At 36.9% G+C, this 13992-nt stretch carries 17 protein-coding genes; 5 read left to right on the forward strand and 12 right to left on the reverse strand.

Annotated features, from left to right (window positions below; all coding sequences use genetic code 11):
- Positions 1–152: 152 nt before the first annotated feature.
- The gene (locus tag SAY88_RS12930) at positions 153–662 is read left to right on the forward strand and encodes a peptidyl-prolyl cis-trans isomerase (RefSeq protein WP_332632236.1); all 510 of its coding nucleotides are present in this window, start codon (positions 153–155) and stop codon (positions 660–662) included.
- A gap of 70 nt (positions 663–732) precedes the next feature.
- Here the strand turns inward: SAY88_RS12930 and SAY88_RS12935 are convergent, their stop codons facing one another.
- The gene (locus tag SAY88_RS12935) at positions 733–2064 is read right to left on the reverse strand and encodes a PhoH family protein (RefSeq protein ID WP_332632237.1); all 1332 of its coding nucleotides are present in this window, start codon (positions 2062–2064) and stop codon (positions 733–735) included.
- A gap of 219 nt (positions 2065–2283) precedes the next feature.
- Positions 2284–2742 (reverse strand): pyridoxamine 5'-phosphate oxidase family protein, encoded by a 459-nt coding sequence (locus SAY88_RS12940; protein WP_332632238.1) that lies wholly within the window; start codon positions 2740–2742, stop codon positions 2284–2286.
- 251 nt (positions 2743–2993) lie between these two features.
- Between SAY88_RS12940 and SAY88_RS12945 the strand changes: the two genes are divergently transcribed.
- Positions 2994–3197 carry a YlaI family protein gene (locus SAY88_RS12945; RefSeq protein WP_332632239.1) on the forward strand — a complete coding sequence of 68 codons (204 nt, stop codon included), beginning with the start codon at positions 2994–2996 and terminating at the stop codon, positions 3195–3197.
- Between the two features lie 21 nt (positions 3198–3218).
- Here SAY88_RS12945 and SAY88_RS12950 read toward each other — a convergent pair whose 3' ends face one another.
- Entirely contained in the window at positions 3219–3545 is a 327-nt protein-coding gene (locus tag SAY88_RS12950) for a YlaH-like family protein (RefSeq protein WP_332632240.1), read from the reverse strand.
- A 21-nt stretch (positions 3546–3566) separates the two neighbouring features.
- Positions 3567–5402 carry a translational GTPase TypA gene (gene typA, locus SAY88_RS12955; RefSeq protein WP_332632241.1) on the reverse strand — a complete coding sequence of 612 codons (1836 nt, stop codon included), beginning with the start codon at positions 5400–5402 and terminating at the stop codon, positions 3567–3569.
- Between the two features lie 268 nt (positions 5403–5670).
- Between typA and SAY88_RS12960 the strand changes: the two genes are divergently transcribed.
- Entirely contained in the window at positions 5671–5856 is a 186-nt protein-coding gene (locus SAY88_RS12960) for a DUF5325 family protein (RefSeq protein ID WP_332632242.1), read from the forward strand.
- Positions 5857–5932: 76 nt separating this feature from the next.
- Here the strand turns inward: SAY88_RS12960 and SAY88_RS12965 are convergent, their stop codons facing one another.
- The 3 genes from SAY88_RS12965 to SAY88_RS12975 all read right to left on the reverse strand — a co-directional run bounded on the left by SAY88_RS12965 (position 5933) and on the right by SAY88_RS12975 (position 7962).
- Complete coding sequence (locus SAY88_RS12965) at positions 5933–6823, reverse strand: NAD(P)-dependent oxidoreductase (protein WP_332632243.1); 891 nt, start codon at positions 6821–6823, stop codon at positions 5933–5935.
- Positions 6824–6826: 3 nt separating this feature from the next.
- On the reverse strand, positions 6827–7627 hold the full coding sequence (locus tag SAY88_RS12970) for an inositol monophosphatase family protein (RefSeq protein ID WP_332632244.1): 801 nt from the start codon (positions 7625–7627) through the stop codon (positions 6827–6829).
- Between the two features lie 146 nt (positions 7628–7773).
- A complete protein-coding gene (locus SAY88_RS12975) occupies positions 7774–7962 on the reverse strand; it encodes a hypothetical protein (protein ID WP_332632245.1) in 189 nt (62 codons plus the stop codon).
- A gap of 240 nt (positions 7963–8202) precedes the next feature.
- Here SAY88_RS12975 and SAY88_RS12980 point away from each other — a divergent pair, with 240 nt between their 5' ends.
- Complete coding sequence (locus SAY88_RS12980; RefSeq protein ID WP_332632246.1) at positions 8203–8832, forward strand: YktB family protein; 630 nt, start codon at positions 8203–8205, stop codon at positions 8830–8832.
- Positions 8833–8854: 22 nt separating this feature from the next.
- On the opposite strand, the gene SAY88_RS12985 is transcribed toward SAY88_RS12980, so the two are convergent.
- Complete coding sequence (locus tag SAY88_RS12985) at positions 8855–9130, reverse strand: UPF0223 family protein (protein WP_332632247.1); 276 nt, start codon at positions 9128–9130, stop codon at positions 8855–8857.
- Between the two features lie 3 nt (positions 9131–9133).
- Entirely contained in the window at positions 9134–10102 is a 969-nt protein-coding gene (locus SAY88_RS12990; protein ID WP_332632248.1) for an NAD(P)H-dependent flavin oxidoreductase, read from the reverse strand.
- 183 nt (positions 10103–10285) lie between these two features.
- On the opposite strand from SAY88_RS12990, the gene SAY88_RS12995 reads away from it, so the two are divergent.
- On the forward strand, positions 10286–11761 hold the full coding sequence (locus tag SAY88_RS12995; protein WP_332632249.1) for an aminotransferase class I/II-fold pyridoxal phosphate-dependent enzyme: 1476 nt from the start codon (positions 10286–10288) through the stop codon (positions 11759–11761).
- A 114-nt stretch (positions 11762–11875) separates the two neighbouring features.
- Here the strand turns inward: SAY88_RS12995 and SAY88_RS13000 are convergent, their stop codons facing one another.
- From SAY88_RS13000 to SAY88_RS13010, 3 genes are all read right to left on the reverse strand, one after another.
- Positions 11876–12001 (reverse strand): GapA-binding peptide SR1P, encoded by a 126-nt coding sequence (locus SAY88_RS13000; protein WP_084138636.1) that lies wholly within the window; start codon positions 11999–12001, stop codon positions 11876–11878.
- 182 nt (positions 12002–12183) lie between these two features.
- Positions 12184–12633, reverse strand: a complete 450-nt coding sequence (locus tag SAY88_RS13005) for a hypothetical protein (protein WP_332632250.1) — start codon at positions 12631–12633, stop codon at positions 12184–12186.
- A gap of 104 nt (positions 12634–12737) precedes the next feature.
- Positions 12738–13832 carry a M23 family metallopeptidase gene (locus SAY88_RS13010; RefSeq protein ID WP_332632251.1) on the reverse strand — a complete coding sequence of 365 codons (1095 nt, stop codon included), beginning with the start codon at positions 13830–13832 and terminating at the stop codon, positions 12738–12740.
- Positions 13833–13992 lie beyond the last annotated feature (160 nt).

The following is a 13992-nucleotide window of genomic DNA, read 5'->3' on the forward strand; positions in this document are numbered from 1 at the left end:
AAAACATTGAAACACTTTATACTTTAAGAGGTTGTTCTAAAGTTAGAACAATAGAGCAAAGCCGCTCCATTATTATTACGATTCTAACTTCATGGGGCACTTGAATTGAGTTCTAATACGCTTAAAGAGAAGCTGTTATAGGAGGGGACAATATGCAAGAGTTTGTTTTTTTTATTGAAGGAGAAGTCGGACACCCATTAACGATCGATCCCACTGTATGGATCTTTGATGAAAGAAAGGTAGATCTCGATACATATTTTGAAGAAATAAAAACAAAAGACGATGAGGAAACGGCATACAAAAAAGCCATTTCGGCTCAATGGGATAAAGAAATTACAGAAGGCTCAGCTCCACCGCGGCCTAATAGTAATGGAAATGAAATTAGGTACGAAAAGCAAAAGTTAATTAACGGTTCTTTCGGGATGCCTCTCAAACCATTTTTAGTAAACGCAGAACCTTTAAAAGGGGTAACCAATGTGGAAATAACAGAAGAAAATGGTACCAAACATGTCGTATCACTATCGGATGCCTTATCTGGCATTGTTGGTTTTTCTCATAAAGGACAACCACTTCGCGAAGATGGACCTATCCATTTTTATTTTGGAGATGGTTCAAATCAAACCAGCCCAATTACAAATGTATGTAAGTTCACTCTCCAATAGGGGTGACTCCCAAAATCGCACTGCAGCGAACGATTGCCACTGCAGTGCGATTTTTTAGCTAATGCAAAGGCTATAGTAAATCAGCTGCTAGCTGCGCTAATCCTGAACGTTCACCTTTCACTAATTTAACATGCCCACTTGCTGTTTGATCTTTGAATTTCTCTACCACATAGGTAAGACCATTATTGTATTCATCTAAATATGGATGATCTATCTGCTGCGGATCGCCCATTAATACAATTTTACTTCTCTCGCCTACACGAGTTAAAATTGTTTTCACCTCATGCTTTGTTAAATTTTGCGCTTCATCAATAATGATAAATTGATCTGGAATACTTCTTCCACGAATATATGTTAATGCTTCAACTTGAATTGATCCCATACCTGCAAGGATTTGATCCAGTTCACCAGGCTTTTTCGTATCAAACAAAAATTCTAAATTATCATAAATCGGTTGCATCCACGGCCGCAATTTCTCCTCTTTCTCTCCTGGTAAATAACCTATATCCTTTCCAAGTGGTACTACCGGCCTTGCTACAACGAGTTTTTTGTACTTACCTAGGTCCTCTGTCTGCATTAGTCCAGCTGCAAGAGATAATAGTGTCTTACCCGTCCCAGCTTTCCCTACCATTGTCACTAGACTAATATCATCTCTTAACAATAATTCAAATGCCATTCGCTGTTGAACATTTCTCGCACGTATCCCCCATACATGATCGGGTTCATTTATAAAAGGCTTAACTTTTTTTCCATCTGGTTCAACTTTTCCTAATGCAGAACTAGAACTACCTAGAGCATCCTTCATTATAATAAATTGATGCGGGTAAAACGGGTGTTTTGTTAACTCGGAAATAGCAATTTCACCATTTGTATAAAACCTCTTCATAACATCGGCATCTACAAAGATCTCTACATAGCCCGGATATACATGATCAAATTCTACTACGCGATCACTTAGAAAGTCTTCAGAAGGCAAGCCTAACGCATCAGCCTTTACCCGTACTAGGGCATCTTTACTAACAAGAATCACATGTCTTCCATTAATTCGTTCCTGCTCTTCAATCATTAGATTAAGGGCTACTGCAATAATTCGATTATCATTTGTCATTTCTGCAAACGAATCTTTTAATCGCAAAAATGATCGGTGATTTAATTCAACTCTTAACTTACCGCCTGATTCTATTGGGACCCCTTCATGCAACTTCCCCATCCCTCTGAGATTATCTATTAACTTTGAAAATTGTCGTGCATTTCGACCAATCTCGTCCATATAGCGTTTCTTCGAGTCCACCTCTTCTAACACAACTGCTGGTATAACTACTTCGTTATCTTGAAATGAAAAAATGGAGTAAGGATCCTGTAAGAGTACGTTCGTGTCCAATACGTAGATTTTTTTCAACATTCCGCCTCCTGACTAAAGAATCGTTTATCAACTACTATTAAGTTATGCAAATTGAACAAGTTGGTCCATATGTTTAACCAATTGTTCAATTATTCTCTTAATATGAATGTATGTTCAAGCTATCAAACTTAGACGAAGGAATCGAAAACAAAACGTGGTTATAATAAAAAAATCCAAATAACGGACACATATAGTCACTATTATTTGGACAAAAATGGATTATTCCTTTTTCTTTAACGCTTCCATAACTTGACGATCTAGTTTTGCAGCAGCTTCTGCATCATATGTTTTTTCATAAGAAGGCGTTATCGTCATTTTTGCGCCATAAAACATCACATCGCGCACCTCTTGAATTTCCATTTCAATCATTGATAATTTTAATGGAATATTATCAATACGTTCTATCACAATCTTTGCAGATCCAGTTATTGAATAAGTTGAACCATTGGCAATCAAAGTCAGAACAACACCTTTATTGGTCTTAATGTTTTCAACAATTCGCGAACGATTATCAATCATAAATCGTATGGTTTGTACATTAGGAGCATACACCCATGAAATAGCTTTTACATTCGGAATGTTTTTTTCATAATCAATAGTTGCAATTGTAAGGTAACATTCCTTTTGTAGCAACGGTAACATCTCTTCTGTTAATGCATGTTCAACTTGGTTGGCCATATCAAACCCTCCTTGTTTTTTCTACATTCATTTATTACTATCATACCATTATTTTTCAACGAGTTTGAGCGCTTCATTACACTTTTTTCTTGAAAAGTAACTTTTAAATTTTTCGAGTCTGTTTAAAAAATCCGGAACAGAGGTGGCCCAAAGGTCAATAACAGACCTTTTATGACTCCCCCATTTTTCATTGAAGATAGCTTTTTTTCTGTTTTTTGTTAAAATGAAAGAAGAATGGAGTGATTATTCCTATGCGAGTGAAATGCGTACTATGTGATAAAATTGATAAATTAGACGATCAATTACCTTTAGCTAAACGTTTACGTAACCGGCCAATTCATACGTATATGTGCGACGCTTGTTATGAACGCATAAAGGAACGAACAGAAACAAGAAAAGCCTCTAGTTCATTTCAATTAATAGTAGAAACAAAAAAAGAGAGCGAATGGATCTAATTCCAAACGCTCTCTTCTTTTTTAAGCTTGTTCTTTTTCTTTTCGATGTTTATGCAATCTGAATCGATACATACCAAGGATAACTCCTGAAATGATTAATACTGCAATAATTGGAGCACCGAATGCAAATTCAAGAAACCACATGACAAAACTACCGATCACCAATAGCACATAGACTATTGCTTTTTTGAGAACTGGTAACTCTCTTGCAAAACCTAAATTAAATACAACAATGGTTAATAAAACGACGACTAGATACGATAAAAAACCATACCATGGATTCTCCGCCGTTATCCGCATCATCCATGTTAATGCTTCTAATTCTTCTTCCGTAAACTGGTTGTCCATTCGATCACCAACTTTTTCTTGTTACTTCGCCGCAAGCTTTCTACGTTTTTCTTCACGTTCACGTTCTGATTTGATAAGAATTTTCTTGCGAAGTCGGATTGAATCTGGCGTTAGTTCACAGTACTCGTCCTCATTCAAATATTCAAGAGCTTCTTCAAGTGTCATGATTCTAGGTTTTTTCATCGTAACAGTAGTATCTTTTGTCGCTGATCTGACATTTGTTTGTTGTTTCATTTTGGTAATGTTAACAGCTAGGTCATTATCACGAGTGTGCTCTCCAACAATTTGACCTTCATATATTTCCGTTCCAGGCTCAACAAAGATTGTACCTCGATCTTCCACTTGCATAATCCCGTATTGACTTGATTTACCTGTCTCCATGGAAACAAGTACACCTTGACGACGTCCACCAACTTGTCCAGGAGTCAGAGGTGCATAGCTGTCAAACGAGTGGTTAATAATGCCATAACCACGAGTTTGTGAAAGGAACTCTGTTGTGTAACCAATTAGACCACGTGCTGGCACTAAAAACTCTAGACGAACTTGTCCGCTACCGTTATTCGTCATATTTAGCATTTCACCTTTACGTTCTCCAATTGACTCCATAACAGATCCCGTATATTCTTCTGGAACATCAATTTGTACTCGTTCCATCGGCTCCGATTTCACACCATCAATCTCTCGAATAATAACTTCTGGCTTAGAAACTTGAAGCTCATACCCTTCTCGACGCATATTCTCAATTAGAATAGAAAGGTGAAGCTCGCCACGTCCAGAGACAATCCAAACATCCGGAGACTCTGTATTTTCTACACGAAGACTTACATCTGTTTCAAGCTCTGATTTCAAACGCTCTTCAAGCTTACGGCTTGTTACAAATTTCCCTTCACGCCCAGCAAATGGACTGTTGTTAACAAGGAATGTCATTTGTAGAGTTGGCTCATCAATACGCAAAATCGGAAGAGCTTCTTGATGATCTACTGGACAAACTGTCTCACCAACATTGATTTGCTCCATACCCGAAACCGCTATTAAGTCTCCAGCCTTCGCTTCTTGAATTTCCGTACGCTTTAGCCCTAAAAAGCCAAACATCTTCGTAACACGATATTGTTTAACTGAGCCATCAAGCTTCATTAAAGCCACTTGCTGTCCAACTTTTATTGTCCCTCTAAATACACGGCCAATCCCGATTCGGCCAACATAGTCATTGTAATCAAGCATCGTAACTTGAAACTGAAGAGGCTCATCACTATTATCAATTGGAGCTGGGATTGTTTCAATAATTGTATCAAATAAAGCTGACATGTTGTCATCTTGCTTCTCAGCATCCATACTAGCTGTACCATTAATGGCCGAAGCATACACAACTGGGAACTCTAGCTGATCTTCATTTGCTCCTAAATCAATAAATAGATCAATGACTTCATCAACTACTTCTGCAGGACGAGCAAAGTCACGATCAATTTTATTTACAACTACGATTGGCGTCAGATTTTGTTCTAGGGCCTTCTTTAATACAAATCGAGTTTGTGGCATACATCCTTCGTAAGCATCAACAACAAGCAATACACCGTCAACCATTTTCATAATACGTTCTACTTCTCCACCGAAATCAGCGTGTCCTGGTGTATCCATAATATTAATCCGTTTATCGTTATAGTTAATGGCTGTATTTTTAGCAAGGATCGTTATTCCACGCTCTTTCTCAAGTGCATTTGAGTCCATCGCACGTTCATCTACTTGCTCATTTTCACGGAAAGTACCCGATTGTTTTAATAATTGGTCAACTAATGTTGTTTTCCCGTGATCAACGTGGGCAATAATAGCGATGTTACGTATATCGTTACGAAATGTCATTTTTTTCTCTCCTTATTCGTTCATTAACTGTACAAGTATATCATAAATTCTTTATAAAGAAACAATTATCGACAAATACATTGCACGAAACGTTTATTCTTACTTTTTATATACTAGATATTATGAACGTAAATGACTTAGATAAACACCCTCCTTAACACTATCTGTACCATGTTTAACGTATTTGTCACAATGTTGGGGTTTTTCTTTTTTCAAATAAGAGTTACACTAATGATAAGCGAATGATCTTTTGAGGGGGATCTCATAAATGAAGAAAGAAAATATATTGTTTTTATTGCTTTCTGCTATTACCGTTATTTGTATAATGAGTATTGGAGTCGCTGTTGCTGAAAGAAGTATTCTGATTGCTGTTCTTGCCATAGCTGGAGTTTTCATCGCAACCGGCCTTGGGTTCACGCTTCGTAAAAAAATTAGAGAATCAAGCGAAATGTAAAAGAAGCACGCAAGAAAGGTTTAAAATCAAACTTTTCTTGCGTGCTTTTTTGTAAGAATCTGGTCAATTGCTGTTTTTACCCTTTTCTTTTTAAAACTGTTCCTGTCTTCTCTTCTAATGGACGAACAATTGCACATACGTCTTGCTCACCGTATTTTTCTTTCGCTTCCGCTACTTTCTGTTCTCCTAATCTTATTAAATCAAGTGGCATGTTTACTTCCTCCGCTAACTGTAAGGCAAGCAAAATGTCTTTATGTAAAAGATTGATAGAGAAGCGTGGATCGAACTTCCGATCAAGGATGGCATCAACAGACCAATCCATACTTTTTGAGAATCCTGCACTTCTTTTAATTAAGTCATATGCGATTGCAGGATCAACACCTGCTTTTTCTGCCATTATGTAGCATTCTGCTAAGGCTGATTGATGAACACCAATTAACATATTATTAAGCAACTTGACAACCGTGCCACTGCCAGTTGGTCCAACATGAACAATATAGTCACCAAAAGCTTTCATGACTGGCAAAGCTTTTTCAAAGGCTTCTTCTTCTCCACCACACATAATTGTCAATGTTCCTGCAGAAGCCCCCATTGGTCCTCCACTAACTGGAGCATCAATAAAAAGCGCCCCTTTTTCAGCTAATAATTTGGCAACATGTTCATTTGTTTCACGATTAACAGTAGAGTGGTCGATTACAATTTTTCCTTCTACAGCCCCAGCGATCAAACCATCTTCCCCTTCATAAACGTCAATAATGGTTTGTGGCACCGGCAAGCAAGTCATAACAATGTCCACTTTCTCAATTAAATCTTTCGGAGAAGCTGCCTCTTCTGCACCAAGCGTTACAGCTTTATCAATTGGTCCTCTACTGCGCCCTACTACAAATGTTTCGTATCCAGCATCAATTAAATGTTTAGTCATTGGCAATCCCATTGTTCCTAAACCGATAAAGCCAACTTTTGTCATCGCTTATAACTCCTCTCCAACATACGAAGAAACCATCTCTTTATGTAATCTTGGTTTCCCAACAATAACAGTACTTTTTTGTAAGTAATTTAAATGTTCCCCTCTAAAAGTAGAAGCTTTACAACCCACTTCTTCTAATAAAATAATCCCAGCCGCGTAATCCCATGGGGACAGATTTACACTTATATACCCATCTAATCGGTCTGCTGCGACATAAGCTATTTCAAGAGCAGCAGATCCATAAGAGCGAATACTTCTCACATCTCGAACGAGTGCTTTCAGTGGATTTCGAAATGGATTTTTTTCTTGCACTAACCATTTTGCATTCAATCCAATAATCGATTCATGTAAAGGCCGCTCCTTAACAGGAACGAGTTCCTCATTATTTACATAAGCACCATGTCCCCGAACTGCATGAAATAATTCGTCATTCATTACATCATAAATAAGACCGACCATTCCGACTCCATCATGATAGACAGCGACTGAGATAGCAAAATTATATTTCTGATGAACAAAATTCATTGTCCCATCAATTGGATCAACAATCCAAACGGTTCCATCTAACGAATTAAGTTCTTCAGCAATCCCTTCTTCACCTAAGAAATGATGCTCGGGATATGTTTGATCAATCTTATGATAAAAGAATGATTCAATTGCTCTGTCAACCTCAGTAACTAAATCATCCGGATTAGACTTGGCTTCAATATGAATAGGGTTGGCGAGAGATTTTTTGATCAAGCCAGCAGCTTCATATGTCCATGCTCTAGCAATCTTTTCAAGTTCTAACCAGTCGACTGACATCTACATGACCTCCTAAATGGTACTTCACTTTTCAATTTCCATTATGACATACATTTTCCAAATAGAAAAATAGTAACCCTTTTCAAGTCAAAAAAAAAGAGTAGCTTATATCCTAATAAAAGCCACTCTCAAGAAATTAAATATTACTATACTTCTAATAAAATAAGTTCTTGTCGTAATTGTTCAAGTCGTTGTTTTGTCTGTTTAATTGTTAGTAAATCTTCATCGAGTAAAGCATCATGTAGAGTCGCAAGCTCATAATCAATTTCAAGACGCAACACCGGAATTCTCATTTCTCCATCTTCGCGAATAAAAGCTTTCACAACTTGTTCCATACGGCTTCACTCCTCTTTATCTAATCAATATACTAACCTCTGGATAAAAACTAAATTTTCTGTTATTTAAATTAATTTTATTATAGCATATTTGAAAGTAGAAGAAAATGTTAATTAAAAAAAGATTAAAATATTAATATAGTCATGTTTTATGTCCTATTAACCAACTGCATACTATTCGATTTTATTAGATAATATATGATAAAATACATCTATAAATGATAAAGTGAGGTTAAAATAATGAGTTTAAAAGGGTTTTCACAGTCAGATTTTGATGTCTTCCATATCGATGGTCTTGAAGCAAGAATGGAAGCAATTCAAACACAAATTCAACCAAAATTTAAAGCGTTTGGAGATATATTAGCAGAGGAACTTGCTGTTCTCGTTGGAAACGAAATGTACCTTCATATTGCAAGACACGCTAGACGAAAGGTTAATCCACCAAATGATACGTGGATGGCAATAGCTCACGATAAACGCGGTTACAAAAAGCACCCACATTTTCAATTAGGGTTATTTGACGATCATTTATTCATCTGGTTTGCTCTTATATATGAGGCACCAAATAAAAAGGCTATCGCCAACAGCTTAATGACAAATAGTAATTTAATTATGGAATTACCGGATGATTACGTCATTTCATTAGACCATATGAAAAAGGACGCAACCCCAATCGGAGAAAAAAACGAAAGTGATATCATTGCAGCTTTAGAAAGATTACGTGACGTAAAAAAAGCTGAATTCTTAGTAGGACGTCACCTTAAGCCTAATCAATCACTCGTTCAAGACGGACAAGCATTGCTGAACCTTACTAAGGAAACATACGAACAACTACTGCCAATTTATCAACTAACTATGTCTCAATCTTAATATAATAAAATGGAAAGAGTATTCATCCTCTTTCCATTTTTATTATATTCTCCGTTCCTTCACGGGCTTTTTTTATGACATGGTAACTAGATATTCCTAGCTCCTCATCATATTGTTTAAAGAGTTGTTTCTCCTCGCTTTTACTTGGCACAATTTCCTTAAATCTTCGATAATCTCTTAGAAGCTTCTCTCTTTCCACTCCTTTTTTATATGCTTTCTCAATTGTCTCAAAAAACTGAATGACAGTAATCACTTCTTCTGTCGACCAATCAAGTGATATAGGTAATTTAGATTCCAAAATTTATTCTCCTCCTAATACAACCCATTGTTTTCGTATCATCTTTGCTTCATTGATTATTTTCGTTATTAATTGTGATACTGTCAACTCTTCATGAATTCTTCCTACGATTTGTCCTGCCCAGCCAAATCCCTCATCTTCGTTTCCCTTGTAAATATAGGATTTGTTTGCATCTCCACTGATATACTCTTTTAAAGCATCATATGTCGGTTCATCCTTTTCTATATCAAGAATTTTATTTGTCCATTTATTCTTCAAGGCACGTGCAGGAGATCCGATCGAACGTTTTATAACAGTTGTATCGTTCTCCGTTGCCGTTATGATGTTCTTTTTATAATTTGGATGTGCATGAACACATTCCTTCGTAACGATAAATCTAGTCCCCATTTCAATTCCCTCTGCTCCAAGAGCCATTGCAGCCATCAACCCTCTTCCATCTCCAATTCCACCGGACGCAATAACAGGGATTGATACGGCATCAACTACTTGAGGTACTAATACAATTGTCCCTGTATCTGCTCTTCCTAAATGCCCCCCACCTTCTTGGCCTACAACCATCACAGCATCTGCACCGAGCGCTTCTGCCTTCTGTGCTTGCCTTGTAGATGCCACTAAAACCACTTTTTTTATCTTCGTATTTTCTAATCTCTTCATTAAGGGTGCAGGATTTCCACCGGTCATTGATATAACAGGTACATTTTGTTCAATCGCAATATCTAGCATATGTTCATAACTTCGTCCATGATGTCCAATAGCGAAATTCACACCAAATGAATGTTTTGTCCGTTGTCTTACTTTTCTTATCTCTTCCTTTAAAGCATTAGGAGACGGAAGTGACATTGCTGTGATTTGCCCTAATCCACCTGCATTTGAAACGGCAGATGCTAATTCTGAGTACGCTAAATAGGCAAGTCCCCCTTGAATAATCGGATATGTTGTTCCTAATAATCTTGTTACTCTATTCTCCCACATTAAAACCCCTCCCTAGCTGAATTAACAAAATCGTACCATATAATAACGCTGAATTTTGTCAAATTTGCACATCAATCCGGTTATTGTATCTTTGCTTTCAGTCACATTTTTGATATACTCAAATTTGTTTTAGAAGTTCTTACAACTAGCTTTTAGTTTATAATGAAAAATGAGGTGAACCTGTTGTCACGACAACATCTTACTCCGTTGTTCACCGGTGTACGTAATCACGCCGAAAAACAACCCATTCAATTCCATATTCCTGGGCATAAACAAGGAAAAGGCATGGATCCTGAATTTAGACAATTCATTGGAGAAAACGCCCTTTCAATTGACTTAATAAATATTGAACCATTGGATGATCTTCACCATCCACACGGGATTATAAAAGAGGCACAAGAATTAGCTGCTGAAGCTTTTGGTGCAGACCATACGTTTTTTTCTGTACAAGGGACAAGCGGGGCCATTATGACTATGATCATGTCTGTCTGTGGTCCAGGAGACAAAATCATCGTCCCTCGCAATGTGCATAAATCGATTATGTCTGCCATTATTTTTTCTGGAGCTACTCCTATTTTCATTCATCCTGAGATCGATCCTGTACTTGGAATATCTCATGGAATAACAACAGATTCAGTTGAAAAAGCATTAGATTCGCATCCTGATGCAAAAGGACTCCTTGTCATTAATCCTACCTATTTTGGCATTGCTGGAAATTTAAAGAAAATAGTTGAAATTGCTCATTCGTATGATGTTCCAGTGCTTGTAGATGAGGCTCATGGTGTTCATATTCATTTTCATAATCAATTGCCTATTTCAGCGATGCAAGCAGGGGCTGACATGGCCGCAACAAGTGTTCATAAACTTGGAGGTTCGATGACGCAAAGTTCTATCTTAAATGTCAAAGAAGGCCTTATTTCACCTAAGCGTGTACAATCTATTATTAGTATGTTGACAACTACTTCAACTTCATATTTACTACTCTCATCTTTAGATGTTGCTAGAAAACAACTTGCAACGAAAGGAGAACAATTAATTTCAGAAGTCATTACTCTAGCTGAAACAACAAGAGCCCGTATTAATAAAATTGATGGATTAACATGTGTTGGCGACGAAATCTTAGGTACAAAAGCAACGTTTGATATCGATCCAACAAAATTGATTATCAGTGTAAGAGATTTAGGTATTAGTGGTCATGAAGTTGAAATTTGGCTCCGTGAGCATTACTCCATTGAAGTTGAAATGTCAGATTTATACAATATCCTATGTATTGTCACATTAGGGGATACACACGAAAAATTGGATATTTTAATTGATGCACTATCACAACTTGCTTCTGATAAAGCAAATACTACTAAAACTAATCAAAGATCGTCTGTGTATGTGCCTAACATTCCTACTCTAGCTTTGTCTCCTCGTGATGCCTTTTACGCTGAAACAGAGGTTGTTCCATTCCATGAATCAGCCGGGAGAATTATCGCTGAATTTATTATGGTTTATCCACCTGGAATCCCTATACTCATACCAGGAGAAATTGTAACAGAAGAGAATCTATCCTATATAGAAGAAAACTTAAAGAATGACTTACCTGTGCAAGGTCCTGAAGATGCAACATTCCAATCATTGCGTGTTATAAAAGAACATAGAGCAATTCGATAAGAAAAGCCGCACAAGCGGCCTTTTCTTTCAGGCTTTTTCGAAAGACCGCCATTTTATTCTTTTCTATATAAAAAAGAAGACTCCCCAAGTGGGAGTCCTTCTTCTTTTGTATCATTATTTTTTTTGTTCGGCTGGTTTACAATGTGTGCAACCATTTCCCTTTGCATAAAGCTTTGTGACTTTTTCACCTTCAAACACATCGATCGTCTTGTTACATGATTGACAAATGATAATCCCCATTTGAGTCATCCCCTTTATGCATTTTAATATTTTGGAAGCGGTTTTAATTTCCTTAACCATATAATAATACATACTAATTGGTCACGTCAATCATTAATTGTATGTCACATTAGTTTTTTTAAAAAATAAAAAAGGATACTGATTAATGGCGTTTTAACCAGTACCCTCTTTGAAATTTACTTTTAATAAGTATGTGGATGAAACGTTTCATGTTGAACCTCAATAAAACGCCCTACCTCTTTTAAAAAAACGAAATCATCATCAGACACAACATAGTAATCCAAAGGAACATACAAAACCATAATACCGAGTAAATGATGCGTTTTATAAAAGGGCAAATAAATGATTTGCATATCTTGTTCCACTTGATGGAACAGATCTCCTTTTATAGCCACTTCACTAAGTGTCCCTTCACCAAAGGACATCAGCTGATCTAAATAACATGGACCAGCGCACACTCTCATAATAAATTCACGATCTGTCGCTTCATAGATCGAAACGGAGGAACGATTATCCATAATATTAGCAAACTTTCTCGTAATACCACTATAGAAACTAGATAATGTTTGTACTTGTTCACGCACAAGACCAATTTCTAGTCGTAACTCATCAAGAAAATAGGACTTATCCATATTAGAAACCTCCAACCAAACAAACTCAACTACCCTCTACCTTAGTTTACCATAATTACCCATGTCGAAGGATGCAATGTTAGAGTAACTATTGTCGAGACATTCTAATCCCAGATTCTTTCTAACACTTCTAACACTTCTTCTTGAGATAATGGTTTCCAAAAAAGTTCTCCATAGATCAGTAGATCCTGATGCAAGTGCAAACCAGCATTATAATCCCCTATCACACCATCACTTGTCCCTGAGTTTCCGACATATCCAATAACCGTTTCAGCAGTTACACGATCGCCAACCTGTAAGTTACTAGGGATCTCATGAAGATGAGCAAATCGATTCATAACTCCACCTTGATATTGGACCCACACTTGTCTTCCTCTTAGTCTGTCAAAAATATATTCCGGCGTATCTTGAAGCTCTGCTGTATAAGCTAAATCTTGATTTCTAATTTCAGACGATTCATATTCAACAAAATCATGATCTGCTCTCACAACAACCCCCTCAGCCATTGCGTAAATCGGTGTTTCCGTTGTAATTCCCCCACCACTTGCATGATCATACCAGTCGATCCCTTCATGGAATCCATTGCGATATGCTCTTGGAGCACCTGGCAAATGGCTTGGAATTTTACTTACTTGAGCTCCTTTGATTGGTTTTTCTAGAAATGATAAATATTCAACCATTTCATCAACAGTCCACTCTTCAAATGTGAACGCTTCTGGAGGTCCGCCCACTCTTTCTGCTGGGCCGTACCAATCGAATGAAACTTGATCATCGCTAAAAACAACACTCGTATCGAGAGCTTGTCCAAGAAATTCAACTGGTAAATAAATCTCTTCATTACCTGCTTCTCCTTCTACGATTAAGTAAATATCCTCTGAAGGAATATACTCCCCATTTCTCTCTAAAACAGGTACTTCGTCAATTAAATAGAAAGAGTCTTCATTAATTGTTAATTGTAATGTACGGTGAATTTCATCAAATTCATAACTTCCTCCAACAACCTCAAGTAAGTCATCAAGCAGAAATCTTGCTTCATTTTCTTTAATTTCAATCGATACTGTTTCATGATAATCACTTTCATTTTGACTAAGTCCATCTGTTTGGGCCGCTTCTCTACCTGAGTCATTTTGCTCACCTTGACAACCACTAATTAAAAATAAAACAAATAACACTGATAAAACCTTCTGAGCTACTTTCATATAGTACAACCTTTCCTTGTGTGTAAAATTCGTCACATATCGATTATTTTACCCTTTATTGACTATCGTTGACAAGATGAGAAAAGAAGCAAAAAAACGAATTAGGAAGGTACTGAAAAAGGTGTTTTTTCCTTTTACAGCACCCTCTAAGCAATGGATG

This window comes from Halalkalibacter flavus (genome assembly GCF_036663575.1).
Classification (GTDB): Bacteria; Bacillota; Bacilli; order Bacillales; family Bacillaceae_D; genus Halalkalibacter; species Halalkalibacter flavus.

What these genes read in the sequence shown, in the direction of transcription:
- SAY88_RS13000 (WP_084138636.1), bottom strand. Translation starts at nt 12,001, where the DNA reads ATGGGGATTATCATTTGTCAATCATGTAACAAGACGATCGATGTGTTT.
- SAY88_RS12960 (WP_332632242.1), top strand. Translation starts at nt 5,671, where the DNA reads ATGAAGAAAGAAAATATATTGTTTTTATTGCTTTCTGCTATTACCGTT.
- typA (WP_332632241.1), bottom strand. Translation starts at nt 5,402, where the DNA reads ATGACATTTCGTAACGATATACGTAACATCGCTATTATTGCCCACGTT.
- SAY88_RS12965 (WP_332632243.1), bottom strand. Translation starts at nt 6,823, where the DNA reads ATGACAAAAGTTGGCTTTATCGGTTTAGGAACAATGGGATTGCCAATG.
- SAY88_RS12950 (WP_332632240.1), bottom strand. Translation starts at nt 3,545, where the DNA reads ATGGACAACCAGTTTACGGAAGAAGAATTAGAAGCATTAACATGGATG.
- SAY88_RS12975 (WP_332632245.1), bottom strand. Translation starts at nt 7,962, where the DNA reads ATGGAACAAGTTGTGAAAGCTTTTATTCGCGAAGATGGAGAAATGAGA.
- SAY88_RS12935 (WP_332632237.1), bottom strand. Translation starts at nt 2,064, where the DNA reads ATGTTGAAAAAAATCTACGTATTGGACACGAACGTACTCTTACAGGAT.
- SAY88_RS13005 (WP_332632250.1), bottom strand. Translation starts at nt 12,633, where the DNA reads ATGGATAAGTCCTATTTTCTTGATGAGTTACGACTAGAAATTGGTCTT.
- SAY88_RS12970 (WP_332632244.1), bottom strand. Translation starts at nt 7,627, where the DNA reads ATGTCAGTCGACTGGTTAGAACTTGAAAAGATTGCTAGAGCATGGACA.
- SAY88_RS12990 (WP_332632248.1), bottom strand. Translation starts at nt 10,102, where the DNA reads ATGTGGGAGAATAGAGTAACAAGATTATTAGGAACAACATATCCGATT.
- SAY88_RS12945 (WP_332632239.1), top strand. Translation starts at nt 2,994, where the DNA reads ATGCGAGTGAAATGCGTACTATGTGATAAAATTGATAAATTAGACGAT.
- SAY88_RS12980 (WP_332632246.1), top strand. Translation starts at nt 8,203, where the DNA reads ATGAGTTTAAAAGGGTTTTCACAGTCAGATTTTGATGTCTTCCATATC.
- SAY88_RS13010 (WP_332632251.1), bottom strand. Translation starts at nt 13,832, where the DNA reads ATGAAAGTAGCTCAGAAGGTTTTATCAGTGTTATTTGTTTTATTTTTA.
- SAY88_RS12930 (WP_332632236.1), top strand. Translation starts at nt 153, where the DNA reads ATGCAAGAGTTTGTTTTTTTTATTGAAGGAGAAGTCGGACACCCATTA.
- SAY88_RS12940 (WP_332632238.1), bottom strand. Translation starts at nt 2,742, where the DNA reads ATGGCCAACCAAGTTGAACATGCATTAACAGAAGAGATGTTACCGTTG.